Below are 24,995 nucleotides of genomic sequence, written 5' to 3'. Positions count from 1 at the left end.
CATGTTTTACGAGGTCGACTATGCACATTCATATTCTGGGTATCTGCGGGACTTTCATGGGCTCGATGGCGGTTCTGGCCAAAGAGCTGGGTCATCACGTGACGGGCTCCGATGCCAACGTCTATCCGCCGATGAGCACTCAGCTGGAGGCTCAGGGGATTGAACTGACCCAAGGCTACGACCCGGCGCAACTGGATCCGGCCCCTGATCTGGTGGTGATCGGTAACGCCATGTCCCGGGGTAATCCGGCCGTTGAGTATGTTCTGAACAAAGGCCTGCCTTATGTTTCAGGTCCGCAATGGCTGGCCGATCACGTGCTGCAAGGTCGTTGGGTGCTGGCGGTTGCCGGTACGCATGGCAAAACCACCACCAGCAGCATGCTCGCCTGGGTGCTGGAACACGCAGGTATGAGCCCCGGCTTCCTGATCGGCGGCGTGCCGCAGAATTTCTCGGTGTCGGCGCGTCTTGGTGATACGCCGTTTTTCGTTATCGAGGCCGATGAATACGACAGCGCGTTCTTCGACAAGCGTTCCAAATTCGTTCACTACCGTCCACGCACGGCAATCCTGAACAACCTTGAATTCGACCACGCTGACATTTTCCCGGACCTGCCGGCCATCGAACGGCAGTTCCATCACCTGGTGCGGACCATCCCGAGCGAAGGCCTGGTGATTCACCCGACCACCGAACCCGCGTTGCAGCGGGTCATTGAGATGGGTTGCTGGACTCCGGTGCAAACCACGGGTGCCGGCGGTCAGTGGCAGGTCAAGTTGCTCAGCGAAGATGGCTCGAAGTTCGAAGTGATGTTCGAAGGCGTCGCCCAAGGCGTGGTCGAGTGGGACATGACTGGCCAGCACAACGTTGCCAACGCCTTGGCGACCCTGGCTGCCGCACGCCACGTTGGTGTGGTTCCGTCCATGGGCATCGCCGCCTTGAGCGCCTTCAAAAGCGTGAAACGCCGGATGGAGAAAGTCGCGGAAGTCCGTGGTATCACCATTTATGACGACTTCGCTCACCACCCGACGGCCATTGCCACCACGCTGGATGGCCTGCGTAAACGCATTGGTGATGCACCGTTGATCGCAATCATCGAGCCGCGCTCCAACTCCATGAAGCTTGGCGCACACCGTGACGGATTGCCGGAAAGCGTGGTCGATGCCGATCAGGTGATCTGGTACGCACCGGCCAATCTCGGCTGGGACCTGGCGGGCACTGCGGCCCTGTGCACCGTGCCGTCGATTGTCAGCGATTCGCTGGAAGGCATCATCGAGCGTGTGAAGAGTCAGGCGCAGCCGGGCACCCACGTGGTGATCATGAGCAATGGCGGCTTCGGCGGCCTGCACGGCAAACTCGCCGAGGCGCTGAAATGAACAACGGCCCGGACCGCATTACGCTGGCGATGACCGGCGCTTCGGGCGCTCAATACGGTTTGCGCCTGCTCGACTGTCTGGTGCGAGAGGATCGGGAAGTGCACTTCCTGATCTCCAAGGCTGCGCAATTGGTGATGGCCACCGAAACCGACGTCACGCTGCCGGCCAAACCGCAGATGATGCAGGCATTCCTGACCGAATACACCGGCGCCGCCGCCGGGCAGATACGCGTGTATGGCAAGGAAGACTGGATGTCGCCGGTGGCTTCGGGTTCCGGCTCTCCAGCGGCGATGGTAGTGGTGCCGTGTTCCACGGGCACCTTGTCGGCCATCGCTACCGGCGCTTGCAACAACCTGATCGAACGGGCCGCTGACGTGACGCTCAAGGAGCGTCGCCCGTTGATCCTGGTCCCTCGTGAAGCGCCGTATTCGAGCATTCACCTTGAGAACATGCTCAAGTTGTCGAACATGGGCGTGACGATTTTGCCGGCGTCACCGGGCTTCTATCATCAGCCGCAAACCATCGACGATTTGATCGACTTCGTCGTCGCACGGATTCTCAATCTGCTGAATATTCCCCAGGACATGCTGCCGCGCTGGGGCGAGCATCATCTGACCAGCGATGAATAAGCTGTTGGTGATGGTGCTGGTGTTGCAACTGACCGGTTGCGCCACGGTGCGAACGCTGGATGCGGCCAAGCCGGGGGCGCCGGTGGTGTACTCGGGAACGCGTCTGGATTTGTATGCGTTGAAGGGGGGTTGCTGCGCCATGGACCGTTTCGGTGCCGAGGCGCCGAGTTATCCCGGAGTCGACCTGCCGGCCAGCGCTTTGCTCGACACGCTACTGTTGCCGCTGTCGTTGTTGACGGTCTTGGGTGTCAGCTTTCAGGCCACGGGCGGGTTGTAAAAACAAAAGATCGCAGCCTTCGGCAGCTCCTACAGATGATTGAGCAGGAGCTGCCGACGGCTGCGATCTTTTGAACCTACTTGCCTAATTTGCGCAACTCATCCGACTCGACAACCCGCACGCCGTCCTGTTCTTCCAGCGCCAGACGCCACATCGCGCGGGCCAGTTGGCAGGCTTCGATGCCGTGGTATTTACCGGGGATCAGCCGCGACAAGGGGCCGGCAACTTTCTCGCCCAAGCGTGGTTGAGTGCGCTCGCCCAGCAGCAGCGAGGGGCGGCAGATGGTCAGTTGTGGCCAGTCCTGCGCGCGTAATGCGTGCTCCATCTCGCCTTTGACCCGGTTGTAGAAAATCGAAGATCTGCGATCGGCTCCCAGCGCACTGATCACAATCAGATGCCGTGCGCCCATCTCCCGTGCGCGTTTGGCAAAGGCCACCACCATGTCCAGATCCACCGCGCGGAACGCTTCTTCCGAGCCGGCTTGCTTGATAGTGGTGCCCAGGCAGCAATAGGCAATGTCGACGCGGCCGTTCAGTTGCGGCAGAAAAACCGTTGGGTCCCCTACCGGGTTTTCCAGATGCGGATGCTTGGCCAGTGGCCGGCGCGAAGGCGCCAATACCCGGCTGATCGTGGGCTCGTTAAGCAGGCGATCAAGCAGGTGCTCACCGGTCAAACCGGTAGCTCCGGCAAGCAATACGTGCTGAGGCGTCAAGTACATAGTGTTTCTCCCTTGATACTGTTCAGCTTAGTTGTTGTTTGCAGGCTTGCCGTTGATCAAGGCACTTTGTAAGGCTTTTCGTGCCTGCTGCTTACGTAACAGCTGCCAGTGCGAGAGGACGGTTTTCGGTGCCCAGATCTGTGGTTCCGATGCTTCGAAACCGTCCGCCAGTTCGCGTTCGGCAACGGTGGCCTTGGCGAGTTTGAAGGCCTGTTCCAGGTCATCGGTCTGGTTCAATGCCTGGGAGAACAGGGCATCGCCGAAGTAAGTGAAATTGGCTTCCTCCGAGCAGCCGAAGGAAACCCGGTCGGCCCGCGAGGCCGTCATGATCAAGGTCCGTTCATCCTTGAGGGCCGGGATGAAACCGCCGGAATAGCAGGACGAGATTACGATCACCTTGTCCCGATTTTTCAGCGGGGCGAGGACCGCGGCCATTTCGTCGGCCGGCAGATCGGCCAGTTCCATACGCGGTTGATCGAGCACCAGTTCGTGTTCGCTGGTGCCGTGGCTGGTCAGGTAAAGGAAGATCAGGTCTTCCGGGCCACTGCGTTCAGCCAGGGTCAAGGCGGCGCGGCGCAGGTTTTCCCGAGTGGCCATCGGGCGGTCGCCAAGGTGGTCGCGGTGGTTGACCAGACGGATCTGGCCGTAGGCGCCAAAGCGGCTGGCGAGCATGTTGGCGACATAATCCGACTCGCGCAGGAACACGCTTTGCTTGCCGTCACCGGCAAGGGTCAATGAGTAGAGTTCAACGGCGGGGGTCGAGGCTGGAACGTTGGCCAGCGCTTCTTCGAGCAAGCGCCCCTGGGCCAGCAGGCCAAGCTCCAGCGTATCGGGCAACAATTTGCCCGCAGAGTCCCGTACGCGCTGGCCGTTGACCCACGTTCCACTCAGTACAGTCCCGTCCGTCAGCACCAACGTGCCGTGGCCCTGATAGCTGTCGTTGTCGAATTGTCCGGTGTAGAAGCTACCGTCCGCCAGGTTCAATCGGCCTTGGCCGCTGAAACGCCAGTCGTTGAACTGACCGATGTAGTGACTGCCGTCCGCGCCAATCAATTCGCCCTTGCCATTGAGCGAGCCTTCCTTGAACTGGCCCAGCCAGACATCGCCGTCCGCGTTTTCGTAACGACCTTTGCCGTGCAATTGGTTGTTCTTGAAGGCGCCGATGTAGATGTCGCCGTCGGCACTGTTGAAAGTCCCGTTGCCTTCCAGTTGGCCGTCGACGAAGTGACCGGTGAACTGGTTGCCGCTGGCGTCGCCGCGCTGGCCTTCGCCGTTGGGTTTGCCGTGGGCGAATTGGCCCTGGTAGGAACTGCCGTCATCGAGTTCGAGGCGACCCAGGCCTGAATACTGATCGGCTTTGAATTCGCCGCGATAACTCATGCCGTTTTCTTTGAGGGTCCCTTCGCCCGAGCGTCGGCCGGCTTTGAAACCGCCACTGTAACTGCTGGCGCTGGTGGTCAAAGTGCCCTGGCCGTCGAACAGTCCCTGATTGAACTGACCGCGATAGACCTCGCCGTTACTGCCGTGCCATTCGCCCTGGCCATGCCACTGGCCCTTGTCGAATTCGCCGGCGTACCAGCTACCATTCGGGTAGTCGATGCGACCTTGGCCTTGCAGCATGCCGTCGACCAGATCGCCGCGATAACGTCCGCCGTCCGGCAGGCGAGCATCGGGGGGTAATGGCGATTCGCCGTCTCCGCAAGCGGTGAGCAGCAGGGTCAAGGCAAGCAGTGCAAGTGGGCGCATAGCGGGTTCCGGGCAATTAGGCGACCGAGTATGCCGCAGCCATGTGTCCTTATATAGAGTGGGGCAGAGCGAGACAGTGCGAAACAGCGTGAGCTGCTTCGCATCAGCGAAGGTTTACACGAAGCAGAGCGACAAGGGCTCGGCGACGTAGGCCGGTTTGTCCGAACCTTCGATTTCCAGGGTGGCGGTGGCCTTGAGCAGCCATTGGCCAGGTTTCTTCTCGTTGACTTCAGTGAGTTCGACCTTCAAGCGCACTTTCGAATCGACTTTGACCGGCTGAATGAAACGCACGCTATCAAGACCGTAGTTGACGACCATCTTCAAGCCTTCGGGCATGACGAGGATGTCTTCCATCAGTTTCGGGATCAGTGACAGCGACAGGAAACCGTGGGCGATGGTGCTGCCGAAAGGCGTTTGCGCGGCCTTGACGGGATCGACGTGGATGAACTGAAAATCCCCTGTGGCTTCGGCGAACAGGTTGATGCGGTCCTGATCGATGGTGAGCCATTCGGAACGTCCAAGTTCCTTGCCGATATAATCTTTGAGCTCTGCAACGGGAACATAGGGCATTGAGACTCTCCTTGGGTGTATCGCTTTTATAGTTTTGAGGTGGGGGGGGATTTGACCTCCCGGATTACCACTTTAGATCATCATGGCAAAACGCTCCGGTCAACTCACCATGCTTTTGGCGAATGCCGGTTCATAGCGCAGGCGTGCTTATAATGCCCGGTCCAATGCGGGTGACGGGTTTTTCAGGAGATCGAAAATGTTGTTACGGGGCCTGACGTGGCTGGTGCTGTTCCAATTGCTGGGCACCGCGATCAATCATTTGTTTTTACCCGTGTTGCCGGGGCCGATTGTCGGGTTGCTGCTGTTGCTGGTGTATCTCATTTGTCGTGGTCAGGTCGGTGAGCCACTGAACCTGGCGGCCGGCAGCCTGTTGCGATACTTGCCATTGTTGCTGGTGCCGCCGGCCGTGGGTGTGATGGTGTATGCCGCCGACATTGCGGCGGACTTCTGGGCCATCGTCGGTGCACTGGTACTGTCGCTGCTGTTGTCGATGGCCTTTGCCGGCGTGCTGATGCAGCGCCTGGTCAAGCGTCACGCTCATCACCCCGAGGACGGGCAATGATCTTCGATTGGCACGGCGCCTGGGCGTCGGTAATTCATCATCCCCTGTTCGGGATCGGTATCACCCTCGGTGCTTATCAGTTGGTGCTGGCAGCGTTCGAGAAAACCCGCTGGATCTTTTTGCAGCCGGTGCTGGTCTCCATGCTGTTGGTGATCGGTGTGCTGGTGGGCTGCGGCCTGACCTACGCCGAGTACCGCAAGAGCACCGAAATTCTCAGCATCCTGCTCGGCCCGGCGACAGTGGCGCTGGCTGTTCCGCTTTATCTGAACCTGCGGCGGATTCGACAGTTGTTCTGGCCGATATTTACTACGCTGGTGATAGGCGGCGTGGTGGCCACGGGGATGGGCGTGTTGCTCGGCTGGTGGTTCGGCGCCGAACACATGATCCTGATGACCATGGCGCCGAAGTCGGTGACCTCGCCAATCGCCATACTGGTGGCCGAGCAGATCGGTGGGGTCGCCGCGCTGGCAGCGGTGTTTGTATTGATCACCGGGGTGATCGGAGCCATCTTCGGTCCAGGTCTGTTGACTTGGCTCGGTGTGCACAGCGCCGAAGCCCGGGGCATGGCGTTGGGCATGACCGCCCATGCGGTCGGCACAGCGGTGGCGATGCAGGAAAGTGAAGAGTGCGGCGCCTTCGCGGCGCTGGCGATGAGTCTGATGGGCGTGGCCACGGCGGTGTTCCTGCCGTTGGTGGTGTCGATGGTGGTGTAAGGAAAAATGTCTATGAGTCTGCCGCTTTTCCCGCTGAACACAGTGCTGTTTCCTGGCTGCATCCTCGATTTGCAGATATTCGAAGCGCGCTATCTGGACATGATCGGTCGCTGCATGAAGCAGGGCGGCGGCTTCGGCGTGGTGTGCATCCTCGAAGGTGAAGAAGTCGGTATCGCCCCGGCGGGTTACGCCCTGGTCGGGTGTGAGGCGCTGATCACCGATTTCAAACAGCAGGACAACGGCCTGCTGGGGATTCGGGTTCAGGGCGGACGGCGTTTCCATGTATTGCGAACGGAAGTCCAGCGCGATCAGTTGACCGTCGCCGAGGTCGAGTGGCTGGAAGACGAGCCCGAGCAGCCACTGCAGGATGAGGACGCCGACCTGGTGGCATTGCTCAAGGCCCTGGCGGAACACCCGATGGTCGAAGCGTTGAACATGGGCACTGAGGCGACCGGGCAACAATCACTGGCCAATCAATTGGCGTACCTGCTGCCGTTTGCCGAAGTCGACAAGATCGACTTGCTGCAACTTGATGATCCGCAACAACGACTGGATGCAATTCAGGCGTTGTTGGACGAGTTGCAGGGTGAGTTGTTTGCATAGTTGTACTTTGAATTATGTGGGCTGTTGTTTTTTCTCTGCTCGTCAATTATTTTTCCAATGGCTCGGATGCGCTGAGCTGTTTGATAATTAATGGATGATCTTATGACTATTTATGAAGATGAGTATGCTTTTTGGGATGATATTGCAGGCAGGTTCATTTTAAAGCACGCTTCAAATGATACGAGTGCCAAGGATATTATCGAGGCGGCTGGTTTCTATGCAGACCAAATGGTAATTGAGCGACGCAAGCGCAAGCGTAAGAAAAATCCAGAATGAGTCGGGTTTTTATACGTTGATAATTCCCAGTTGATTGGGTTGCCAAAACATTCGGCTGCACTTTGTGAAGAATGGCTGGTTTGATATGGATATTCAGGTGTTTTATGATAACGGAATGGCCCCGGTTAGATTTTTCTGCTCATCTTTTTGTAAATGGACTTCCGCTGGTGCTGAATCTACACCATATGGAGCAGCGACTACTTGATAAGCGTATAACGACGAATGAGCGTCTGCAGGTCGAGTCTGATCTGGCGGATAAGGATCTGCCACGGTTTGTGACAGTTGCCGCTCATGACGATGACGATCCGCTATTGTTTCGTTTTGTAGTGGCTGGCGATAACGTCTATGAAATGTATGCGGATTCGCCTGGCAAGTACCAGGGGTGGCGTTTGCATATGGATCCGGTAAAACGGCATATGAGTGTGGTGGATAGCTCCACGGATGCGCTTTTCTCGCTCATAGGAAAGGAAGGGGTGAGGCTGGGTTTAGACGATTTGAGTGTTGGCTCTTTGTCGGTGGTGTTGGTGAGTGAAGAGCGAAAATCAGGGATTTATCTGACCACTACAAATTATCGAGATAAGCGACCGGATATTAAAAGGCCGGCCGTCAAGAAAATTATTGTTGATGTAAATCCTAACTTTACCGGGCATGACGCTTTTAACGGAGAGGTCGCGAAATTTGTTCTTAAGGTGGTTAAGCAGCCTGAGTGGGACGATGGTGATGACTGGTTTCTGGCTGGATAATATTGCCTTGTTGTGACTTATAGGTCTGCAGCAACGGCTGAATATGATTCAGACGTTGCTGTGTGATTTTCAGTGTGAGGTGGTTCGCCTGGCGAACACTAATAAATGCGACCTGCAGCAGTTGCTTCAAGGGATTGCGCGTCAATAGGCATATTTCATCATGGCATGGGGCAGGTGCCGCAACGCAAAGAACCCGAACAGCGCCACCATTGCCGGCAATATCAGCCACCAGACCTTGGGTGGCATGGCGTTGAGTGGCGTCTGGCGCTGACTCAACCCCAGGCTCGCCGCACAGACACATGCCGCCAGCATGGCGCCGGCCAGCACATCCGTTGGCCAGTGCGCGCCCAGATAGACGCGTGACAAAGCAATCGCCAGCGCCGGAAGGCAACCCACCAGCAACCAGGTCAGGCGCATCCGCGGGGGTTGTCCGCGGCCGGCCAGTACGGCGAGGGTGAGGAACAGCGCGAAAGACCCTGAAGCGTGGCCGCTGGGCATGCTGTAGCTGGTGAGCGGATCGCTCAACACTTCCGGGCGCAGACGGGCGAAAAAGTATTTGGTCGCGGTATTGGCCAGTGCCGTGAAGAGTAGTGTGCCGCCGACGAAAATAGCGTGTCGCCATTGCCGCATCAGTAGCAACAAACCGGTCAGCAGCGCACTGAGCAGCAACATGTTGCGGAATTCCCCGATCAGGGTGAACACCACTGCCACTTCATCCAGCATCGGTTTTCGATGTTCCTGCACCAGCGTCATCACGCCTTGATCGAGTGCAGACAGGTGCGAGTAACCGATAAACAGTCCCGCCAGAATCAGCAGGCTCATCCCGGCAATGAACAGCGTCGCGCGGCGATGCCGGCGCAGGCTGCTGGTCGCGCTTAAGCCAATCATCACCGCAATACTGCCGGCAACAATTCCGGCCTGGAGCCAGAAGCCTTCCGGCAACGGCAAGCGTATTGCCGCTCCGGTTGCCCAGCCAGGCATCAGGTAAGCCACCGACCAGCCCGCACCGGCCAACAGACTGACGGCGAAGAAGCGCGGGAACGGCATGTCGCACATCCCGGCCACCATCGGCAGCATCGGACGCAGGGGGCCGATAAAGCGTCCGACCAGCAGGCTGGCAATACCGTAGCGCTGAAAATAAGACTCGGCCCCGGCAATCCATTCCGGATGATGGCGCAAGCCCGGCAGGCGCCGGATGTTCTGGTGGAAGTGACGGCCCAGGAAATACGAAACGACATCGCCCAGCACCCCGGCGACGAAGCCCAGCAAGAGCGTCTCGCTCAGCGTCAGCGCGCCACTGCCGGCCAATACCGCCACGGCGAACAGCAGCACGGTGCCTGGGACGATCAGCCCGGCAATCGCCAGGCACTCGACAAAAGCCACGATGAATACCGCCGCGGCCAGCCATTGCGGGTTGACCGCCAGCCATCCGGTCACGCTGTCGAGCCATGGGCCCATAAGTCCAACTCCATTTTCATTGGTTGCTCCGTAGGAGCTGCCGCAGGCTGCGATCTTTTGCCTTTCAAAAATCACAAGATCGCAGCCTGCGGCAGCGCCTACAGGAATTTGTTTACAGCAGGATGTAATCGCGCCCTTCGACTTGCCCCCGCCGCAGCGGGTTGCGCGTGCAGTACGGCGCATAGGCCGCATCGACGAAACGGTACATCAGGTGTTCATCGCGCCCATGGGGGATACCCAGGCGTGTCGTCTGGATGATTTGTGCCGGCACAGGACCGACGTCTTCGACCAGTAGCACCTCATGGTCAAAACGCTTGGCGTCCCACATCCGCACCTTCAAGCCCAGAGACTTGCACAGCAAGGTTTGGCCTGCGCAGAGCTTTTGTGACGGGCGAGGGTGGCCTTGGGCGTCGGGATTGTTCAACAGCATCTGCGCCAGGCTGGCCGGTCCGCTCAACTCATCTATCCACGGATAGGCGGATTTGATCAAAACCGCATTGCCCGGTCCTTGGGCGCTGAAGTTCAATGAGTCGCCACCCCGGGCGTAATACATATAGATGTGGCCGCCTTCCAGAAACAAAGCCTTACGCTTTTCTGTGTAGCCGAGGGACGCGTGGCTGCCTTTTTCGACACAGTAATAGGCTTCGGTCTCGATGATTCGAGCGCTGAGCCACAGGTCGCCGACTCGGTGGCGGATGACTTTTCCCAGTAGGTCCCGGGCCAGAGTCTGCGCGTCGCGGTCGAAAAATACGTCTGGAAGACCCGTGGGCTGGCCAGTGGTGGGTGCTCGAATGGTCAGGTTGGACATGATATTCGGCGTTTGTCAGGGTTGAATGAGTCGTGATGATAACAATTTGCAGCTTAATTCCGGCTGAACGTGGACAAATCACCCTCGATTTCGACCATCCGCCCGTCACCGCTGTTAGTCGGAAGGCGCGACAGCTATAATCTGCCGCTTTACTCTTTACCACGACCTTAGCAAAGACCTCGCCCAGACCATGACTGAGTCCGTTCTTGACTACATGACCCGCTTGGGTCGCGCTGCCCGCGAAGCCTCCCGCGTGATCGGCCGTGCCAGCACCGCGCAGAAAAACCGCGCCTTGCAGGCTGCCGCCAACGCGTTGGACGCTGCACGCGCCGAGCTGACCGCTGCCAATGAGCAAGACCTGGCAGCCGGCCGCGTCAATGGTCTGGAGCCGGCTTTGCTGGAGCGCCTGGCGCTGACCCCTGCGCGCATCGACGGCATGATTATCGGCTTGCGTCAGGTCGCGGCATTGCCGGACCCGGTCGGTGCGATCCGAGATATGAGCTACCGTCCGTCCGGCATTCAGGTCGGCAAAATGCGCGTACCGCTGGGAGTGATCGGGATCATCTACGAATCCCGGCCGAACGTGACCATCGATGCCGCCAGCCTGTGCCTGAAGTCCGGTAACGCGACCATCCTGCGCGGCGGTTCCGAGGCGATTCACTCCAATCGTGCCATCGCTGCCTGCATTCAGCGTGGTCTGGCCGAGGCCAATCTTCCGGCTGCAGTGGTGCAAGTGGTCGAAACCACGGACCGTGCTGCCGTCGGCGCACTGATCACCATGCCTGAATACGTCGACGTCATCGTGCCCCGTGGCGGTCGTGGCCTGATCGAGCGTGTCAGTCGCGACGCCCGCGTGCCGGTCATCAAGCATCTGGACGGTATCTGCCACGTTTATGTGAGCGAACACGCCGACCTGGCAAAAGCCCAGCGCATCGCGTTCAACGCCAAGACTTACCGTTATGGCATCTGCGGTGCGATGGAAACGTTACTGGTCGATCAAACCGTTGCCAACAATTTCCTGCCGTCGATGGCGGCCCAGTTCCGCGAAAAAGGCGTCGAGCTGCGCGGTTGCGAACGCACCCGGTCGATCATTGATGCCATACCGGCCAGCGAAGACGACTGGAGCACCGAGTACCTGGCGGCGATTCTGTCGATCCGTGTGGTCGACGGGCTGGACCAGGCGATCGAACACATCAACCATTACGGCTCTCACCACACCGACTCGATAGTCAGCGAACACCAGGGTGACACCCGGCGTTTCGTGGCTGAAGTCGACTCGTCATCGGTGATGATCAACACGCCGACCTGCTTCGCCGACGGCTTTGAATACGGATTGGGTGCCGAGATCGGCATTTCTACTGATAAGCTGCACACCCGTGGCCCGGTCGGCCTCGAAGGCCTGACCTGCGAGAAGTACATCGTAGTCGGTGATGGACAGCTGCGCGGACAGGAGCCGGTCTGACTTGGGCGATCTCGACCCGTCAGCCCCGTTGACCGCCAGCGAGCCAGCACCTCGGCGCATTGGCGTACTGGGCGGAACCTTCGATCCGGTGCACATCGGCCATTTGCGCGGTGCGCTGGAAGTCGCCGAAACCCTGGCGCTCGATGAGCTGCGTCTGACACCCAGTGCCAGGCCGCCTCATCGGGACACACCCCAGGTTTCGGCACAAGACCGTCTGGCGATGGTCGAGTGCGCGGTGGCCGGTGTGGCTCCGTTGGTGGTGGACGCCCGCGAATTGCAGCGGGACAAACCGTCCTACACCATTGATACCCTGGAACTGATGCGCGCCGAACTGGCTGTGTCCGACCAGGTTTTTCTGCTTTTGGGCTGGGACGCATTTTGCGGCCTGCCCACTTGGCACCGCTGGGAAGAGTTGCTCCAGCATTGCCATATCCTGGTGTTGCAACGCCCGGATGCCGACAGCGAACCGCCGGATGCCTTGCGCAACCTGCTGGCAGCGCGCTCGGTGAGCGACCCGCTGGCCCTCAAGGGGCCGAGCGGACAGATTGCATTCGTCTGGCAGACACCGCTCGCGGTATCCGCCACCCAGATCCGTCAACTGCTGGCCAGCGGTAAGTCGGTACGTTTCCTGGTGCCCGACGCGGTCCTGGCCTACATCGATGCGCACGGGCTCTACCGTGCGTCGAACTGAATAGGAGTGCTTCAAGGCACGTGGCAACAACGTGTATCGAAGCCCCGAACAAACGAGCAAAACGAGTTTTATATGACGAGCAACAACGAAAGCAAAGTTAAACGCAAAGGCACATTCAAGAGCGCCCCGCTGCCTGAGAAAGTTCTCGCCGTCGAGCCGCCTAAAGGTGACGAGCTGGTCAAGGTCGCCGTAGCCGCCCTGGAAGACGTCAAGGCCCAGGACGTGCTGGTGATCGATGTTCGCGACAAGCAGAGCATCACCGACTTCATGATCATCGCCACCGGTACCTCGAACCGCCAGATCGGCGCGATGCTGGACAAGGTTCGCGAAGCGGTCAAGGCCTTGGGCATCAAGCCGCTGGGCGAAGAAGGCAAGGGCGACAGCGACTGGGTCCTGTTGGACATGGATGACGTGATCGTCCACATGATGACCTCCAACGCCCGTCAGTTCTACGACCTGGAGCGCCTGTGGAAAGGCGCCGAGCAGAGCCGTGCCGCTGATGGCAAACACCACAGCCCTGAAGTTGGTCACGAGCATTTCACCAAGCTCAACAAAGACCAGGAATAAGGAACGGCTGTGCGACTGCGACTGATCGCCGTCGGCTCCCGCATGCCTAAATGGGTGGAAGAAGGCTGGCATGAATATGCCAAGCGTCTTCCGTCCGAGCTGGCGCTGGAACTGGTGGAAATACCGCTCAACACCCGGGGCAAGAACGCCGACGTGGCACGCTTCATCCGTCAGGAAGGCGAAGCCATGCTGGCCAAGGTCGGGCCGAACGAGCGTGTTGTCACCCTCGAAGTCCATGGCAAGCCCTGGAGTACCGAGCAACTGGCGGTCGAACTCGATCGCTGGCGGCTGGACTCGCGCACCGTCAACTTCATGGTCGGCGGCCCAGAAGGGCTGGCGCCGGAAGTCTGTGCCCGGGCTGACCAGCGCTGGTCGTTGTCGCCGCTGACGTTGCCGCACCCGCTGGTGCGGATTCTGATCGGCGAACAGTTGTACCGTGCCTGGACCGTGCTGTCCGGTCACCCTTACCACAAGTAATTCTGCCCTCATGTCCCAGCCGATCCGCATCAAGGACCACGAAAAAGACGCCCGTCTGGTGCGTGGCCGCGTCGTGTTCGGGGCAATTGCAGTGGTGACGCTGATCTGCGTGTTGATTGCGCGTCTGTATTTTCTCCAGGTCATCCAGTACGAGTACCACTCGACCCTGTCGGAAAACAACCGTGTCCATGTGCAGCCGATTCCGCCGACGCGCGGTTTGATCTTCGACCGTAATGGCGTGGTGATTGCCGACAACCGGCCGAGTTTCAGCTTGAGTATGACCCGCGAGCGCTCCGGCGACTGGCAGCAAGTGCTCGATGTGATTGTCGAAGTGCTGGAGCTGACGCCCGAGGATCGGGTGATTTTCGAGAAACGCATGCGCCAGGGCCGTCGTCCGTTCGAGCCGGTGCCAATCCTGTTTGAGTTGAGCGAAGAACAGATCGCCCGGATCGCGGTGAACCAGTTCCGCCTGCCTGGTGTGGAAGTGGTCGCGCAATTGGTACGTCACTATCCGCAGGGTGCGCACTTTGCGCACTCGGTTGGTTACATGGGGCGGATCAACGAGAAGGAGCTCAAGTCCCTCGATCCGGTCAATTACAGCGGCACTCACCACATTGGCAAAACCGGTATCGAGCGTTTCTACGAGCCTGAATTACACGGCCAGGTGGGTTACGAGGAAGTCGAGACCAACGCCCGGGGCCGCGTTTTGCGCGTGCTCAAGCGTACCGATCCGATTCCCGGCAAGGACATCGTCCTGAGCCTGGACATCAAATTGCAGGAAGCCGCCGAAGCGGCGCTCGGTGGTCGTCGTGGCGCGGTGGTCGCACTGGACCCGAAAACCGGCGAAGTACTGGCCATGGTCAGCCAGCCGAGTTTCGACCCGAACCTGTTTGTCACCGGCATCAGTTTCAAGGCCTATTCCGAACTGCGCGACTCCATTGACCGGCCGCTGTTCAACCGCGTATTGCGAGGCCTGTACCCGCCAGGTTCGACCATCAAGCCGGCGGTGGCGATTGCCGGTCTGGACGCGGGTGTGGTGACGGCGTCGTCGCGAGTGTTCGATCCGGGCTATTACATGCTGCCCAACTACGATCACAAATACCGTAACTGGAACCGTACCGGTGACGGCTTTGTCGACCTCGATACGGCGATCATGCGCTCCAACGACACCTACTTCTATGACCTGGCCCACAAGCTGGGGATCGATCGGTTGGCGGCATACATGACCAAGTTTGGCATCGGTCAAAAAGTCTCGCTGGACATGTTCGAAGAATCACCGGGGTTGATGCCGTCCCGCGAATGGAAACGTGCGACCCGTCGGCAGGCGTGGTTCCCGGGCGAAACGCTGATTCTCGGGATTGGGCAGGGCTATATGCAGTCGACCCCGCTGCAACTGGCCCAAGCCACCGCGCTGGTCGCCAACAAAGGCGTCTGGAACCGTCCGCACCTGGCCAGGACCATCGAGGGTGTGAAACCTGTTGATGAGAATCCGATGCCGGACATCATCCTGCGCGACCCGTCGGACTGGAACAAGGTCAACCATGGCATGCAGCAGGTGATGCACGGTGCCCGGGGTACGGCGCGCAAGGCCGCGATCGGTGCGCAGTACCGGATTGCCGGCAAGTCGGGTACGGCCCAGGTGGTCGCGATCAAGCAGGGCGAGAAGTACGACCGTTCCAAGGTTCAGGAGCGCCATCGCGACCACGCCTTGTTCGTTGGCTTCGCGCCGGCCGATGATCCGAAAATCGTGGTCTCGGTAATGGTCGAGAACGGTGAGTCCGGCTCTGGTGTCGCCGCGCCCGTGGTGCGGCAGATCATGGACGCCTGGCTCCTGGACCAGAATGGCCGGTTGAAGCCTGAATACGCCAGCCCTATCAGCCCTGAGGCAACAGCCCGTGAAGAATAATTTCGATCGCATGCTCTCGAGCGAGGATGTGATGCGTCGTCGTGCGACGTTGCTGCAGCGTCTGCATATCGACGGCCCGTTGCTGATCCTGCTGCTGACTCTGGCGGCCGGCAGCCTGTTCGTACTCTATTCGGCCAGTGGCAAAAGCTGGGATCTACTGGCCAAACAAGCCACTTCGTTCGGCATCGGCCTGGTGTCGATGATTGTCATCGCCCAGTTCGAACCGCGTTTCATGGCCCGTTGGGTCCCGGTGGGTTATGTGCTCGGCGTGTTGTTGCTGGTGGTCGTCGACATCATGGGGCACAACGCCATGGGCGCCACGCGCTGGATCAACATTCCCGGGGTCATCCGCTTCCAGCCTTCGGAATTCATGAAGATCCTGATGCCGGCGACCATCGCCTGGTACCTGTCCAAGCGCACCTTGCCGCCGCAACTCAAACATGTGGGGGTCAGCCTGTTCCTGATTGGCTTGCCCTTCATCCTGATCGTGCGTCAGCCCGACCTCGGCACTTCATTGCTGATTCTGGCGGGGGGCGCCTTTGTGCTGTTCATGGGCGGCCTGCGCTGGCGCTGGATCCTCAGCGTGCTCGCTGCTGCCGTGCCGGTGTCCGTGGCCATGTGGTACTTCGTGATGCACGATTACCAGAAACAGCGCGTCCTCACTTTCCTCGACCCGGAAAGTGACCCGTTAGGCACTGGCTGGAACATCATTCAGTCGAAAGCCGCCATCGGCTCCGGTGGGGTGTTCGGCAAAGGCTGGCTGCTCGGCACCCAGTCGCACCTGGACTTTCTGCCAGAAAGCCACACCGACTTCATTATTGCGGTACTGGGTGAAGAGTTCGGCCTGGTGGGTATCTGCGCGCTGCTGCTGATTTATCTGCTGCTCATCGGTCGTGGCCTGGTGATTACCGCCCAGGCCCAGACATTGTTCGGCAAATTGCTCGCGGGCAGCCTGACCATGACGTTTTTTGTTTATGTTTTCGTCAACATCGGTATGGTCAGTGGCCTGTTGCCGGTGGTGGGGGTTCCGTTGCCGTTCATTAGCTACGGAGGAACTTCGCTGGTGACGCTACTGTCAGCGTTTGGGGTTTTGATGTCGATCCATACCCATCGCAAGTGGATCGCGCAGGTTTGAATAAGGTGAAGATTTCAATGCAAGTAATGCGTGGCTGGGCGACTCGATACGCGCCATGGGTCGGCCTGGTAAGCATCCTTGGCACAATGCAGACAGCATTGGCCGGCGATTACGAAGGTTCACCCCAGGTGGCCGAATTCGTCGGTGAAATGACCCGCGACTACGGGTTCGCTGGTGAGCAACTGATGGGCGTGTTCCGCGAAGCCGAGCGCAAACAGTCGATTCTGAATGCCATCTCCAAACCTGCCGAACGGGTAAAACAGTGGAACGAGTATCGCCCGATGTTCATTACCGACGCGCGCATTGCACGCGGTGTGGACTTCTGGCGCCAGCACGAGGCAGTCCTGGCACGAGCCGAGCAGGAATACGGCGTACCGGCGCAGGTCATTGTTTCGATCATCGGCGTTGAGACCTTTTTCGGGCGCAATACCGGTAATTTCCGCGTAATCGATGCCTTGTCGACGCTGGGTTTCGACTATCCTCCCCGTGCCGAATTTTTCCGCAAGGAACTGCGTGAATTCCTTTTGCTGGCCCGTGAGGAGCAGGTCGATCCGTTGACACTCAAGGGCTCTTACGCCGGGGCAATGGGGCTGCCGCAATTCATGCCGAGCAGTTTTCGCGCCTATGCAGTGGATTTCGACGGTGATGGCCACATCAATATCTGGAACAACCCGGACGATGCCATTGGCAGTGTCGCCAGTTATTTCAAGCGTCATGGCTGGGTCGCGGGCGAACCGGTGGTCAGCCGCGCCGATGTGCGCGGCGAGCAGGTGGACGAAGGTTTGACCACGGGCATCGAGCCGGCGAAAACCGTCGGGGAGTTGCGAGCCTTGGGGTGGTCAAGTCATGATGCGCTGCGCGATGATATGCCGGTTACAGCTTTCCGCCTGGAAGGCGACAATGGCCCCGAATACTGGATGGGTCTGAAGAATTTCTACGCGATTACGCGTTATAACCGCAGCGTGATGTACGCCATGGCCGTACATCAGCTGTCTGAACAGCTGGTCCAAGCACGGGGCGTCAAGTAATGCGGGCATTGCCTATGAATAAACCCCTGAAGCTGATGGCATTCGCCGCGCTGGCGATGCTGGTCGCCAGTTGTTCGACCAGTCGCCCGCCAGCGCAGAAGGCTCCTGCCGCCGTACGCACGACACCGGGACTGGACATCAACCGCGCCCACAAGGATGGCGCGCCTTGGTGGGACGTCGATGTTTCGCGTATCCCGGACGCCACGCCGACCCTGCACACCGGCCCGTACAAGGCTAACCCGTACACCGTGCTGGGCAAGACCTACTTCCCGCTGCAAGAGTCCAAGACCTATGTGCAGTCGGGCACGGCGTCCTGGTATGGCACCAAGTTTCACGGCCAGAACACCGCCAACGGCGAGGTGTATGACCTGTACGGCATGAGTGCCGCGCATAAGACGCTACCGTTGCCGAGTTACGTTCGGGTGACCAACCTGGACAACAACAAGAGCGTGATCCTGCGGGTCAACGACCGGGGGCCGTTCTACTCGGACCGGATCATCGACTTGTCTTATGCGGCCGCCAAAAAACTCGGTTATGCCGAAACCGGCACTGCGCGGGTCAAGGTTGAAGGTATCGATCCGCAGCAATGGTGGGCCGCCAAGGGCCGTCCGGCACCGTTAATGCTCAATGAACCGAAAGTCGCGCAAAATAGCGCTCCGGTGATTACGGCTTCGGCCGGCACTGTCGAGCAATGGACGCCGCCACCGCAGCAACACGCCGCCGCGGTAGTGCCTGTACCGGTTGATGCAAAAAAAAACGCTTCTGCAGCAGCCTCTGGCCAGTATCTGCAGGTGGGCGCGTTCGCCAACCCGGACGCTGCAGAACTCCTGAGATCGAAGCTCAGCGGGATGGTGAGCGCTCCGGTGTTCATCAGTTCGATCGTGCGCAATCAGCAGACCCTGCACCGGGTGCGCCTGGGGCCGATCGGTTCGCCGGGTGAAGTCCAGCAGGTACAGAACAGTGTGCGCCTGGCCAACCTCGGTTCGCCAAGTGTTGTGACTGAGTAATACGTAAGACTTGATTGACGGTTCGTCTGCGGTTTTGGGGGGCGGACCAGGTTGTTGACTCGTTGAAGAACAAAAGCCCGGCAAGGGTGACTGGAGTGAGCAACTGAACACGCGATAACCCGTTAGAAGGTTATTTGATTAGTTTTGCCCTTGGGCAGTTTCCATTAGCGATTTCGAGAGACGGATGAACATCACCACCTTTGCCAAACGCCTGTTCCTGTTAGTCCCGCTGCTCCTCTCACCCGCCGCTTTCGCGGTCGAGATGATGCCGTCGCCACCACAACTGGCCGCCAAGGCCTACGTGCTCATGGATGCCAGCAGCGGCAACGTGCTGGTCGAGAACAATGGTGACCAGCGTCTGCCGCCGGCCAGCCTGACCAAGCTGATGACCGCGTACATCGCGACCCTCGAAATCCGTCGTGGCCAGATCGGCGAAAACGATCCGGTGACCGTCAGCGAAAATGCCTGGCGTACCGGCGGTTCGCGGATGTTCATCAAGGTCGGCTCGCAAGTCACCGTCAGCGACCTGCTGCACGGCATCATCATCCAGTCGGGCAACGACGCCAGCGTTGCGCTCTCCGAGCACATCGCCGGCAGCGAAGACGCCTTTGCCGATATGATGAACAAAACCGTTGGCGACCTGGGCATGACCAACAGCCACTTCATGAACCCGACCGGTCTGCCGAACCCTGAGCACTATTCGTCGGCTCACGACATGGCGGTGCTGGCTCGTGCAATCATCCACGAAGATCCTGCTCACTACGCGATCTACTCGCAGAAAGAGTTCTTCTGGAACGGCATCAAGCAGCCGAACCGCAACCTGCTGCTGTGGCGTGACAAGACGGTCGACGGTCTGAAAACCGGCCATACCGACGAAGCTGGCTACTGCATGGTGTCCTCGGCCGTACGTGATGGCATGCGCCTGATTGCTGTGGTTTTCGGCACCAACAGCGAAGTGGCCCGCGCCGCCGAGACCCAGAAGCTGCTGACCTACGGTTTCCGCTTCTTCGAAACCCAGACCTTCTATCAGAAAGGCGCCGAGCTGGCTCAGGCGCCGGTGTGGAAAGGCTCCACCAATCAAGTCAAGGCTGGCCTGGCGCAAGACCTGACCATGACCCTGCCCAAAGGCCAGCTGAAAAAGCTCGCGGCCAGCATGACCATGAACCCGCAACTGATCGCGCCAATCGCCAAGGGTGACGTGATCGGTAAAGTCGAAGTGAAACTGGACGACAAAGTGGTGCACAGCGCCGACCTGATCGCCCTGGACGCTGTCGAGGAGGGTGGTATCTTCCGCCGCATGTGGGATAGCATCCGTCTATTCTTCTACGGCTTGTTCAACTGATAGTGTGCACCTGCAAGGCCCCGCGCTGATCTGGCGTAGGGCCTTGCCGTCGCCACGGCTTACGCTTACGAGGCCGTTACGCCATGACCGATACCGAAGTAAAGGCGCCAAAGATCGAATTCCCTGCCAACGATTACCCGGTTAAGGTGATCAGCGACACCGGCGTGGGCAACAAGGACAGGATCATCGACATCGTCAAGAAGTACGCCACGATCAATGATGAGCGAATTGACGAGCGCCAGAGCAGCAACGGCAAATACACCACGATTCAGTTGCACATCGTTGCGACCGACCAGGACCAGCTGTACAACATCAACAGCGCACTGCGGGCCACCGGTTTCGTGCACATGGTGCTGTGATGTCTGGCACGCTGGGCTTTCGCGAACTCGGCCAGATGGCTTACGAGCCGGTCTGGCACGCCATGCAACGATTCACCAACGAACGCGGCAATGATGCCGCCGACGAGATCTGGCTGGTCGAGCACCCGCCGGTATTTACCCAGGGACAGGCTGGCAAGGCCGAGCATCTGCTGCTCCCCGGCGATATTGCGGTGGTGCAGGTTGATCGTGGTGGTCAGGTGACGTACCACGGTCCCGGCCAGTTGGTGGCTTATTTGCTGTTGGATGTGCGCAAGCTGGGGTTTGGCGTGCGCGATCTGGTCAGCCGGATGGAGCAGTGTCTGATCGAGCTGCTTGCGAGCTACGGCGTGACCGCCGCGGCCAAGCCCGACGCGCCGGGTGTCTACGTCAATGGAGCGAAAATCGCTTCCCTGGGTCTACGGATCCGCCACGGTTGTTCCTTTCATGGCCTGGCCCTGAACGTGGACATGAACCTGGAACCGTTTCGACGGATAAATCCCTGCGGCTATGCCGGGCTGGCGATGACCCAGCTGAGCGATCACGCAGGACCGATTGAATTTGCCGAGGTAAGTGCCCGGCTGCGCGCGCAGCTCGTCAAACACCTCGACTATGCTGAGCAGACGACCCTGACGGGCGGAATCGACTGATATGACTACTGATGCAGTGCAAACCATGATCCCGACGCTCGATGTCTCCGAGCGCCCGGCCCCGCGTCCCAAGGTTGAAGCCGGCGTCAAGCTGCGCGGCGCCGAGAAGGTTGCACGCATCCCGGTAAAGATCATTCCGACCACCGAACTACCGAAGAAGCCCGACTGGATTCGCGTACGCATCCCGGTTTCGCCGGAAGTCGACCGCATCAAGGCCCTGCTGCGCAAACACAAGCTGCACAGCGTCTGCGAAGAGGCGTCCTGCCCGAACCTGGGTGAGTGCTTCTCCGGGGGCACCGCGACCTTCATGATCATGGGTGACATCTGCACCCGTCGTTGCCCGTTCTGCGACGTTGGTCACGGCCGTCCGAAGCCGCTGGACGTCAACGAACCGGAAAGCCTGGCCATCGCCATTGCAGACCTGCGTCTCAAGTACGTGGTGATCACCTCGGTAGACCGCGACGACCTGCGTGACGGCGGTGCCCAGCACTTTGCCGACTGCATCCGTGAAATCCGCAAGCTGTCGCCGAATGTGCAACTGGAAACCCTGGTTCCGGACTACCGTGGCCGCATGGACATAGCCCTGGAAATCACTGCCGCCGAGCCGCCGGATGTGTTCAACCACAACCTGGAAACCGTGCCGCGCCTGTACAAGGCTGCGCGTCCGGGTTCCGACTACCAGTGGTCGCTGACCCTGCTGCAACGCTTCAAGCAGATGATGCCGCACATTCCGACCAAGTCCGGCTTGATGCTGGGCCTGGGCGAGACCGACGAAGAAGTCATCGAAGTCATGAAGCGCATGCGCGAACACGACATTGACATGCTGACCCTCGGCCAATACCTGCAGCCGTCCCGCAGCCACTTGCCGGTGCAACGTTTTGTGCACCCGGATACCTTCGCCTGGTTCGCCGAAGAAGGTTACAAGATGGGCTTCAAGAACGTCGCATCCGGCCCGTTGGTACGTTCTTCGTATCACGCCGACGAGCAGGCGAAGCTGGTCAAGGCTGAACTGATGTCGTCCTGATCGACGCAATGAAATGAAAAGCGCCCGCACGGCATCCAGCCTCGCGGGCGTTTTTTTGCCTGGCCTACGGCAATGGCTGTTTTTTCCTGCAACCTGCGGGGCAACGGTTCCTCTTCTGTTTGTCCCCGTTCCTGACTACTGTGTGCTGAAGATTTCACACAGGGAGATTCACGGATGACCGCTCGACCGACCCACACCCTTTGCCCTCATGCCCCCGTCCCGGCACTGCCGTCGGAAGGCATGATCGGTGTCATCGCACCCGCCGGTCCCGCGCCGCTGGACACCGACAAGGCGGTGCAATGGATGCGTGCCCGGGGTTATTCACTGAAAGTGTTTCCCGGGGTCTACGAAAAAAACGGTTACCTGGCCGGTAGCGACGAGGTGCGACTTGGCGACCTGCATGCAGCATTCGCCGACAGCGAGGTGGATGCGATCATCTGCCTGCGCGGCGGTTACGGCACACCGCGACTGCTCGATCGCATCGATTTTGATTTGCTGCGTGACAACGCCAAGCCGTTCGTCGGCTACAGCGATATCACCGCGCTGCATTTGGCGATCAGTCGTTATGCCGGCTTCGTGACCTTTCATGGTCCGTTGCTCAATGCTGACCTGCTGGGTGACAAGCAAATACCTACGGAGTCTTCGTTCTTCAACATGTTGCGCGGGCAGGTAAGGGCGGGCACGGTGCTGGCTCATCCGGTGGCTTACCCGCTGACGACGATCGAGCCAGGCGTTGCTCATGGACGCTTGCTCGGAGGCAATCTGGCCATGATCGCCGCGACCATGGGCACGCCCTACGAGATTGATGTCGAGGGCGTCATTCTGTTGATCGAGGATATCAACGAGCCTCTGTATCGCATCGACCGGTTGCTGACGCAGCTGCGGCTGGCCGGCACGTTGCACAAGCTGCGCGGCGTGTTGGTCGGGGATGTCGCGGGTGTTGAGGTGGCAGCGCTGGACCGGTTGCTCAAGCAGACCTTCGCGCCATTGAAGATTCCGGTGTTGTCCGGGTGGCGAAGCGGCCATTGCGATCCGAACCTTACGCTACCCATGGGGGCGTTGGTGCGCTTGGATGCTGGGAACAAGGAGTTACTGTTGGAGCAGGATGTGGTGGTCAGTTAAGTCGCGAGCATCTGAAAAGATCGCAGCCTGCGGCAGCTCCTACGGATGTACCCCAAATCCCGTAGGAGCTGCCGCAGGCTGCGATCTTTTGCTTTTAGCGGTTGCGTAACCCTTCGAGCAACTTGTGCGTCGGGTAACCATCCGCCGGCCAGCCAAACGACTGCTGGGCGCTGCGGATGGCCTTGCGCGTGTTGGCGCCAATGATGCCGTCGGCGGTGCCTGCGTCGTAGTTCTGGGCACTCAACAGGTTTTGCAGTTCAATCCGTTCGGTACGGCTCAGCGGCAGGTCATCCTTGGGCCACGAACCGCTGATCAAGCCAGCGCCGTTGAAGCGTTCGGACAACAGGCTCACCCCCAGGGCATAGGACGACGAGTTGTTGTACTTGAGAATCGCGCGGAAGTTATCGAGCACCAGGAATGCCGGGCCTCTATAGCCAGCCGGCAGCAACAGGGCGGCGGATAACTGCTCGGAGCCGGCCGGGGCCTGGCCGCCGTTGGGCAACATGACGCCCAGTTGGCGCCATTCGGCGACAGTCTTGCGAATCGTACCGTCGGCCAATACGTAATCGAAACCGCCCGGCAGCTGGACTTCAAAGCCCCATGGCTGACCTCTCTGCCAGCCGGAGCTTTGCAGGTAATGCGCGGTCGAGGCCAGGGCATCTGCCGAACTGCCCCAGATATCGCGGCGGCCGTCGCCGTCGAAGTCCACGGCGTGGGTGTTGTAGGTGGTCGGGATAAATTGGGTCTGGCCCATCGCGCCCGCCCAGGAGCCCAGCATCTTCTCAGGCTCGATGTCACCTTGTTGCAGGATCTGCAGGGCCGCGATCAATTGCGCATGGGCGAAGCCTGGGCGGCGACCTTCATAGGCCAGAGTCGCCAGCGAATTGATCACCGATTTGCTGCCCTGGAATTGCCCGAAGTTACTCTCCATGCCCCACACCGCCACCAACGCCTGGCGATCGACGCCGTAGCGCTGCTCGATACTTTGCAGGACATCGGCGTATTGGGTGACCAGCGTCTGGCCCTTGCGCACGCGCAGTGGCGACAGGGCGCCGTCGAGGTATTCCCACACCGGTTTTGCGAATTCCGGTTGGCTGCGATCGGCACGAATCACGCTGGGGTCGAAGCTGACATTGGCGAAAGCGCGATCAAACAGATCGGCGCGCACGCCGGCGGCCAAGGCATCCTTGCGGAAACCTGCCTGCCATTCGGCGAAGGTCTGCGTCGGCTGGATGTCGACGTTCTCACCGGTCGGAACCACTGGCGGAACAACCGCCGGGGCGGTGGCAACGGGCGACGTCTGGAGGGGTTGAGCGTCGGCAGCGGTCGGTTTTTCCGCGCAGGCGACAAGCAAAACAAGGCTGGAGGCAGCAATCAATTGGCGCAGGTGCCAACGACGGGGAATACAAAAGGGCATGCACAGGTCCAGGGAAAACGATTCAGATACAGACCTTAACATGTAGAAGGGGTGTTCTGCTTCAAGCGGCCAGAAAGTAAGAAGCCTCCCAGCTATTAGACTGGAAGGCTTCGCGGCGGTAGCTGCCTTTGCCTTTGCCGGCACGTTCCTGACGGCTGCGGAACAGTGGCTGGGCGATGATGGATTTGGCCTTGTTGGGGCCATGCGTTGATGGCTTTTTGCTCATGATGATTTCTCGCAAGTGTGTGGTTTTTGCGGGGTAAATCATCGGCTGAAGTTGAGGTTCTGTCTATAGGGGCGATCGATGGGGACTTTGCAGGAACAAAGATCAAAGGATG

General features: G+C 59.5%; 28 protein-coding genes. 21 read left to right on the top strand and 7 right to left on the bottom strand.

Annotated elements, in window-relative coordinates; all coding sequences use genetic code 11:
• The first annotated feature begins 20 nt into the window (after positions 1-20).
• From mpl to QMK58_RS26340, 3 genes are read left to right on the top strand one after another with little or no spacing between them, the layout of a single operon-like run.
• Positions 21-1,370 carry a UDP-N-acetylmuramate:L-alanyl-gamma-D-glutamyl-meso-diaminopimelate ligase gene (gene mpl / locus QMK58_RS26350; RefSeq protein WP_053162743.1) on the top strand — a complete coding sequence of 450 codons (1,350 nt, stop codon included), beginning with the start codon at positions 21-23 and terminating at the stop codon, positions 1,368-1,370.
• The gene (gene ubiX / locus QMK58_RS26345) at positions 1,367-1,999 is read left to right on the top strand and encodes a flavin prenyltransferase UbiX (RefSeq protein ID WP_053162741.1); all 633 of its coding nucleotides are present in this window, start codon (positions 1,367-1,369) and stop codon (positions 1,997-1,999) included. The genes mpl and ubiX overlap by 4 nt, the downstream gene beginning before the upstream one ends.
• Entirely contained in the window at positions 1,992-2,276 is a 285-nt protein-coding gene (locus QMK58_RS26340) for a YceK/YidQ family lipoprotein (RefSeq protein ID WP_053162737.1), read from the top strand. The genes ubiX and QMK58_RS26340 overlap by 8 nt, the downstream gene beginning before the upstream one ends.
• Positions 2,277-2,352: 76 nt before the next feature.
• Here the strand turns inward: QMK58_RS26340 and QMK58_RS26335 are convergent, their stop codons facing one another.
• The 3 genes from QMK58_RS26335 to QMK58_RS26325 form a co-directional block, all read right to left on the bottom strand.
• The gene (locus tag QMK58_RS26335; RefSeq protein ID WP_053162735.1) at positions 2,353-2,994 is read right to left on the bottom strand and encodes an oxidoreductase; all 642 of its coding nucleotides are present in this window, start codon (positions 2,992-2,994) and stop codon (positions 2,353-2,355) included.
• 27 nt (positions 2,995-3,021) lie between these two features.
• Positions 3,022-4,740: a C13 family peptidase gene (locus QMK58_RS26330; RefSeq protein WP_053162733.1), complete on the bottom strand. Its 1,719-nt coding sequence runs from the start codon at positions 4,738-4,740 to the stop codon at positions 3,022-3,024.
• A gap of 114 nt (positions 4,741-4,854) precedes the next feature.
• Positions 4,855-5,310, bottom strand: coding sequence for a MaoC family dehydratase (locus QMK58_RS26325; RefSeq protein ID WP_053162731.1), 456 nt, complete (start codon positions 5,308-5,310; stop codon positions 4,855-4,857).
• A gap of 196 nt (positions 5,311-5,506) precedes the next feature.
• Here QMK58_RS26325 and QMK58_RS26320 point away from each other — a divergent pair, with 196 nt between their 5' ends.
• The 5 genes from QMK58_RS26320 to QMK58_RS26300 all read left to right on the top strand — a co-directional run bounded on the left by QMK58_RS26320 (position 5,507) and on the right by QMK58_RS26300 (position 8,207).
• Positions 5,507-5,872: a CidA/LrgA family protein gene (locus QMK58_RS26320; protein WP_053162729.1), complete on the top strand. Its 366-nt coding sequence runs from the start codon at positions 5,507-5,509 to the stop codon at positions 5,870-5,872.
• Positions 5,869-6,585: an LrgB family protein gene (locus tag QMK58_RS26315; RefSeq protein ID WP_053162728.1), complete on the top strand. Its 717-nt coding sequence runs from the start codon at positions 5,869-5,871 to the stop codon at positions 6,583-6,585. The genes QMK58_RS26320 and QMK58_RS26315 overlap by 4 nt, the downstream gene beginning before the upstream one ends.
• Positions 6,586-6,597: 12 nt before the next feature.
• The gene (locus QMK58_RS26310) at positions 6,598-7,188 is read left to right on the top strand and encodes an LON peptidase substrate-binding domain-containing protein (RefSeq protein ID WP_053162726.1); all 591 of its coding nucleotides are present in this window, start codon (positions 6,598-6,600) and stop codon (positions 7,186-7,188) included.
• A 102-nt stretch (positions 7,189-7,290) separates the two neighbouring features.
• Entirely contained in the window at positions 7,291-7,464 is a 174-nt protein-coding gene (locus tag QMK58_RS26305; protein WP_172681861.1) for a hypothetical protein, read from the top strand.
• A gap of 104 nt (positions 7,465-7,568) precedes the next feature.
• On the top strand, positions 7,569-8,207 hold the full coding sequence (locus tag QMK58_RS26300; protein ID WP_320395622.1) for a hypothetical protein: 639 nt from the start codon (positions 7,569-7,571) through the stop codon (positions 8,205-8,207).
• 141 nt (positions 8,208-8,348) lie between these two features.
• On the opposite strand, the gene QMK58_RS26295 is transcribed toward QMK58_RS26300, so the two are convergent.
• Together QMK58_RS26295 and QMK58_RS26290 are read right to left on the bottom strand one after the other, a co-directional pair.
• On the bottom strand, positions 8,349-9,665 hold the full coding sequence (locus QMK58_RS26295; protein WP_053162722.1) for a bifunctional DedA family/phosphatase PAP2 family protein: 1,317 nt from the start codon (positions 9,663-9,665) through the stop codon (positions 8,349-8,351).
• Positions 9,666-9,777: 112 nt separating this feature from the next.
• A complete protein-coding gene (locus tag QMK58_RS26290) occupies positions 9,778-10,473 on the bottom strand; it encodes a DNA-3-methyladenine glycosylase (RefSeq protein ID WP_053162720.1) in 696 nt (231 codons plus the stop codon).
• Positions 10,474-10,663: 190 nt separating this feature from the next.
• Here QMK58_RS26290 and QMK58_RS26285 point away from each other — a divergent pair, with 190 nt between their 5' ends.
• The 13 genes from QMK58_RS26285 (at position 10,664) to QMK58_RS26225 (ending at position 23,240) form a co-directional block, all read left to right on the top strand.
• Entirely contained in the window at positions 10,664-11,935 is a 1,272-nt protein-coding gene (locus tag QMK58_RS26285) for a glutamate-5-semialdehyde dehydrogenase (RefSeq protein WP_053162717.1), read from the top strand.
• A gap of 1 nt (position 11,936) precedes the next feature.
• On the top strand, positions 11,937-12,626 hold the full coding sequence (gene nadD / locus QMK58_RS26280; protein ID WP_172681860.1) for a nicotinate-nucleotide adenylyltransferase: 690 nt from the start codon (positions 11,937-11,939) through the stop codon (positions 12,624-12,626).
• 72 nt (positions 12,627-12,698) lie between these two features.
• Entirely contained in the window at positions 12,699-13,193 is a 495-nt protein-coding gene (gene rsfS / locus QMK58_RS26275) for a ribosome silencing factor (protein WP_053162713.1), read from the top strand.
• 9 nt (positions 13,194-13,202) lie between these two features.
• Positions 13,203-13,670, top strand: coding sequence for a 23S rRNA (pseudouridine(1915)-N(3))-methyltransferase RlmH (gene rlmH, locus QMK58_RS26270; protein ID WP_007937439.1), 468 nt, complete (start codon positions 13,203-13,205; stop codon positions 13,668-13,670).
• 10 nt (positions 13,671-13,680) lie between these two features.
• Positions 13,681-15,576 carry a penicillin-binding protein 2 gene (gene mrdA / locus QMK58_RS26265; protein ID WP_053162711.1) on the top strand — a complete coding sequence of 632 codons (1,896 nt, stop codon included), beginning with the start codon at positions 13,681-13,683 and terminating at the stop codon, positions 15,574-15,576.
• 31 nt (positions 15,577-15,607) lie between these two features.
• Entirely contained in the window at positions 15,608-16,711 is a 1,104-nt protein-coding gene (gene rodA, locus QMK58_RS26260; protein WP_053162859.1) for a rod shape-determining protein RodA, read from the top strand.
• A 17-nt stretch (positions 16,712-16,728) separates the two neighbouring features.
• Entirely contained in the window at positions 16,729-17,739 is a 1,011-nt protein-coding gene (gene mltB, locus QMK58_RS26255; protein ID WP_053162709.1) for a lytic murein transglycosylase B, read from the top strand.
• Positions 17,739-18,746 carry a septal ring lytic transglycosylase RlpA family protein gene (locus QMK58_RS26250; RefSeq protein WP_053162707.1) on the top strand — a complete coding sequence of 336 codons (1,008 nt, stop codon included), beginning with the start codon at positions 17,739-17,741 and terminating at the stop codon, positions 18,744-18,746. The genes mltB and QMK58_RS26250 overlap by 1 nt, the downstream gene beginning before the upstream one ends.
• Before the next feature lie 184 nt (positions 18,747-18,930).
• Positions 18,931-20,088 carry a D-alanyl-D-alanine carboxypeptidase family protein gene (locus QMK58_RS26245; protein ID WP_053162705.1) on the top strand — a complete coding sequence of 386 codons (1,158 nt, stop codon included), beginning with the start codon at positions 18,931-18,933 and terminating at the stop codon, positions 20,086-20,088.
• Between the two features lie 83 nt (positions 20,089-20,171).
• Positions 20,172-20,447, top strand: coding sequence for a DUF493 domain-containing protein (locus QMK58_RS26240; RefSeq protein WP_053162703.1), 276 nt, complete (start codon positions 20,172-20,174; stop codon positions 20,445-20,447).
• On the top strand, positions 20,447-21,094 hold the full coding sequence (gene lipB, locus QMK58_RS26235; protein WP_053162701.1) for a lipoyl(octanoyl) transferase LipB: 648 nt from the start codon (positions 20,447-20,449) through the stop codon (positions 21,092-21,094). The genes QMK58_RS26240 and lipB overlap by 1 nt, the downstream gene beginning before the upstream one ends.
• A gap of 25 nt (positions 21,095-21,119) precedes the next feature.
• A complete protein-coding gene (lipA, locus tag QMK58_RS26230) occupies positions 21,120-22,118 on the top strand; it encodes a lipoyl synthase (protein ID WP_162130451.1) in 999 nt (332 codons plus the stop codon).
• 174 nt (positions 22,119-22,292) lie between these two features.
• Complete coding sequence (locus QMK58_RS26225) at positions 22,293-23,240, top strand: S66 peptidase family protein (protein WP_053162699.1); 948 nt, start codon at positions 22,293-22,295, stop codon at positions 23,238-23,240.
• Between the two features lie 94 nt (positions 23,241-23,334).
• Here QMK58_RS26225 and QMK58_RS26220 read toward each other — a convergent pair whose 3' ends face one another.
• Positions 23,335-24,657 (bottom strand): lytic murein transglycosylase, encoded by a 1,323-nt coding sequence (locus QMK58_RS26220; RefSeq protein ID WP_053162697.1) that lies wholly within the window; start codon positions 24,655-24,657, stop codon positions 23,335-23,337.
• A gap of 61 nt (positions 24,658-24,718) precedes the next feature.
• Positions 24,719-24,883 (bottom strand): alternative ribosome rescue factor ArfA, encoded by a 165-nt coding sequence (gene arfA / locus QMK58_RS26215; protein WP_007946659.1) that lies wholly within the window; start codon positions 24,881-24,883, stop codon positions 24,719-24,721.
• Between the last annotated feature and the right edge of the window lie 112 nt (positions 24,884-24,995).

Source organism: Pseudomonas sp. P8_241 (assembly GCF_034008315.1).
GTDB lineage: Bacteria > Pseudomonadota > Gammaproteobacteria > Pseudomonadales > Pseudomonadaceae > Aquipseudomonas.
The sequence above is the reverse complement of the archived record's forward strand: the minus strand, read 5'-3'. Positions and strand labels throughout refer to the sequence as shown.

Bases quoted from the DNA above. Each gene is read 5' to 3' on its own strand.
- mpl (WP_053162743.1), top strand. From the start codon at position 21: ATGCACATTCATATTCTGGGTATCTGCGGGACTTTCATGGGCTCGATG.
- ubiX (WP_053162741.1), top strand. From the start codon at position 1,367: ATGAACAACGGCCCGGACCGCATTACGCTGGCGATGACCGGCGCTTCG.
- QMK58_RS26340 (WP_053162737.1), top strand. From the start codon at position 1,992: ATGAATAAGCTGTTGGTGATGGTGCTGGTGTTGCAACTGACCGGTTGC.
- QMK58_RS26335 (WP_053162735.1), bottom strand. From the start codon at position 2,994: ATGTACTTGACGCCTCAGCACGTATTGCTTGCCGGAGCTACCGGTTTG.
- QMK58_RS26330 (WP_053162733.1), bottom strand. From the start codon at position 4,740: ATGCGCCCACTTGCACTGCTTGCCTTGACCCTGCTGCTCACCGCTTGC.
- QMK58_RS26325 (WP_053162731.1), bottom strand. From the start codon at position 5,310: ATGCCCTATGTTCCCGTTGCAGAGCTCAAAGATTATATCGGCAAGGAA.
- QMK58_RS26320 (WP_053162729.1), top strand. From the start codon at position 5,507: ATGTTGTTACGGGGCCTGACGTGGCTGGTGCTGTTCCAATTGCTGGGC.
- QMK58_RS26315 (WP_053162728.1), top strand. From the start codon at position 5,869: ATGATCTTCGATTGGCACGGCGCCTGGGCGTCGGTAATTCATCATCCC.
- QMK58_RS26310 (WP_053162726.1), top strand. From the start codon at position 6,598: ATGAGTCTGCCGCTTTTCCCGCTGAACACAGTGCTGTTTCCTGGCTGC.
- QMK58_RS26305 (WP_172681861.1), top strand. From the start codon at position 7,291: ATGACTATTTATGAAGATGAGTATGCTTTTTGGGATGATATTGCAGGC.
- QMK58_RS26300 (WP_320395622.1), top strand. From the start codon at position 7,569: ATGATAACGGAATGGCCCCGGTTAGATTTTTCTGCTCATCTTTTTGTA.
- QMK58_RS26295 (WP_053162722.1), bottom strand. From the start codon at position 9,665: ATGGGCCCATGGCTCGACAGCGTGACCGGATGGCTGGCGGTCAACCCG.
- QMK58_RS26290 (WP_053162720.1), bottom strand. From the start codon at position 10,473: ATGTCCAACCTGACCATTCGAGCACCCACCACTGGCCAGCCCACGGGT.
- QMK58_RS26285 (WP_053162717.1), top strand. From the start codon at position 10,664: ATGACTGAGTCCGTTCTTGACTACATGACCCGCTTGGGTCGCGCTGCC.
- rsfS (WP_053162713.1), top strand. From the start codon at position 12,699: ATGACGAGCAACAACGAAAGCAAAGTTAAACGCAAAGGCACATTCAAG.
- mrdA (WP_053162711.1), top strand. From the start codon at position 13,681: ATGTCCCAGCCGATCCGCATCAAGGACCACGAAAAAGACGCCCGTCTG.
- rodA (WP_053162859.1), top strand. From the start codon at position 15,608: ATGCGTCGTCGTGCGACGTTGCTGCAGCGTCTGCATATCGACGGCCCG.
- mltB (WP_053162709.1), top strand. From the start codon at position 16,729: ATGCAAGTAATGCGTGGCTGGGCGACTCGATACGCGCCATGGGTCGGC.
- QMK58_RS26250 (WP_053162707.1), top strand. From the start codon at position 17,739: ATGCGGGCATTGCCTATGAATAAACCCCTGAAGCTGATGGCATTCGCC.
- QMK58_RS26245 (WP_053162705.1), top strand. From the start codon at position 18,931: ATGAACATCACCACCTTTGCCAAACGCCTGTTCCTGTTAGTCCCGCTG.
- QMK58_RS26240 (WP_053162703.1), top strand. From the start codon at position 20,172: ATGACCGATACCGAAGTAAAGGCGCCAAAGATCGAATTCCCTGCCAAC.
- lipB (WP_053162701.1), top strand. From the start codon at position 20,447: ATGTCTGGCACGCTGGGCTTTCGCGAACTCGGCCAGATGGCTTACGAG.
- lipA (WP_162130451.1), top strand. From the start codon at position 21,120: ATGATCCCGACGCTCGATGTCTCCGAGCGCCCGGCCCCGCGTCCCAAG.
- QMK58_RS26225 (WP_053162699.1), top strand. From the start codon at position 22,293: ATGACCGCTCGACCGACCCACACCCTTTGCCCTCATGCCCCCGTCCCG.
- QMK58_RS26220 (WP_053162697.1), bottom strand. From the start codon at position 24,657: ATGCCCTTTTGTATTCCCCGTCGTTGGCACCTGCGCCAATTGATTGCT.
- arfA (WP_007946659.1), bottom strand. From the start codon at position 24,883: ATGAGCAAAAAGCCATCAACGCATGGCCCCAACAAGGCCAAATCCATC.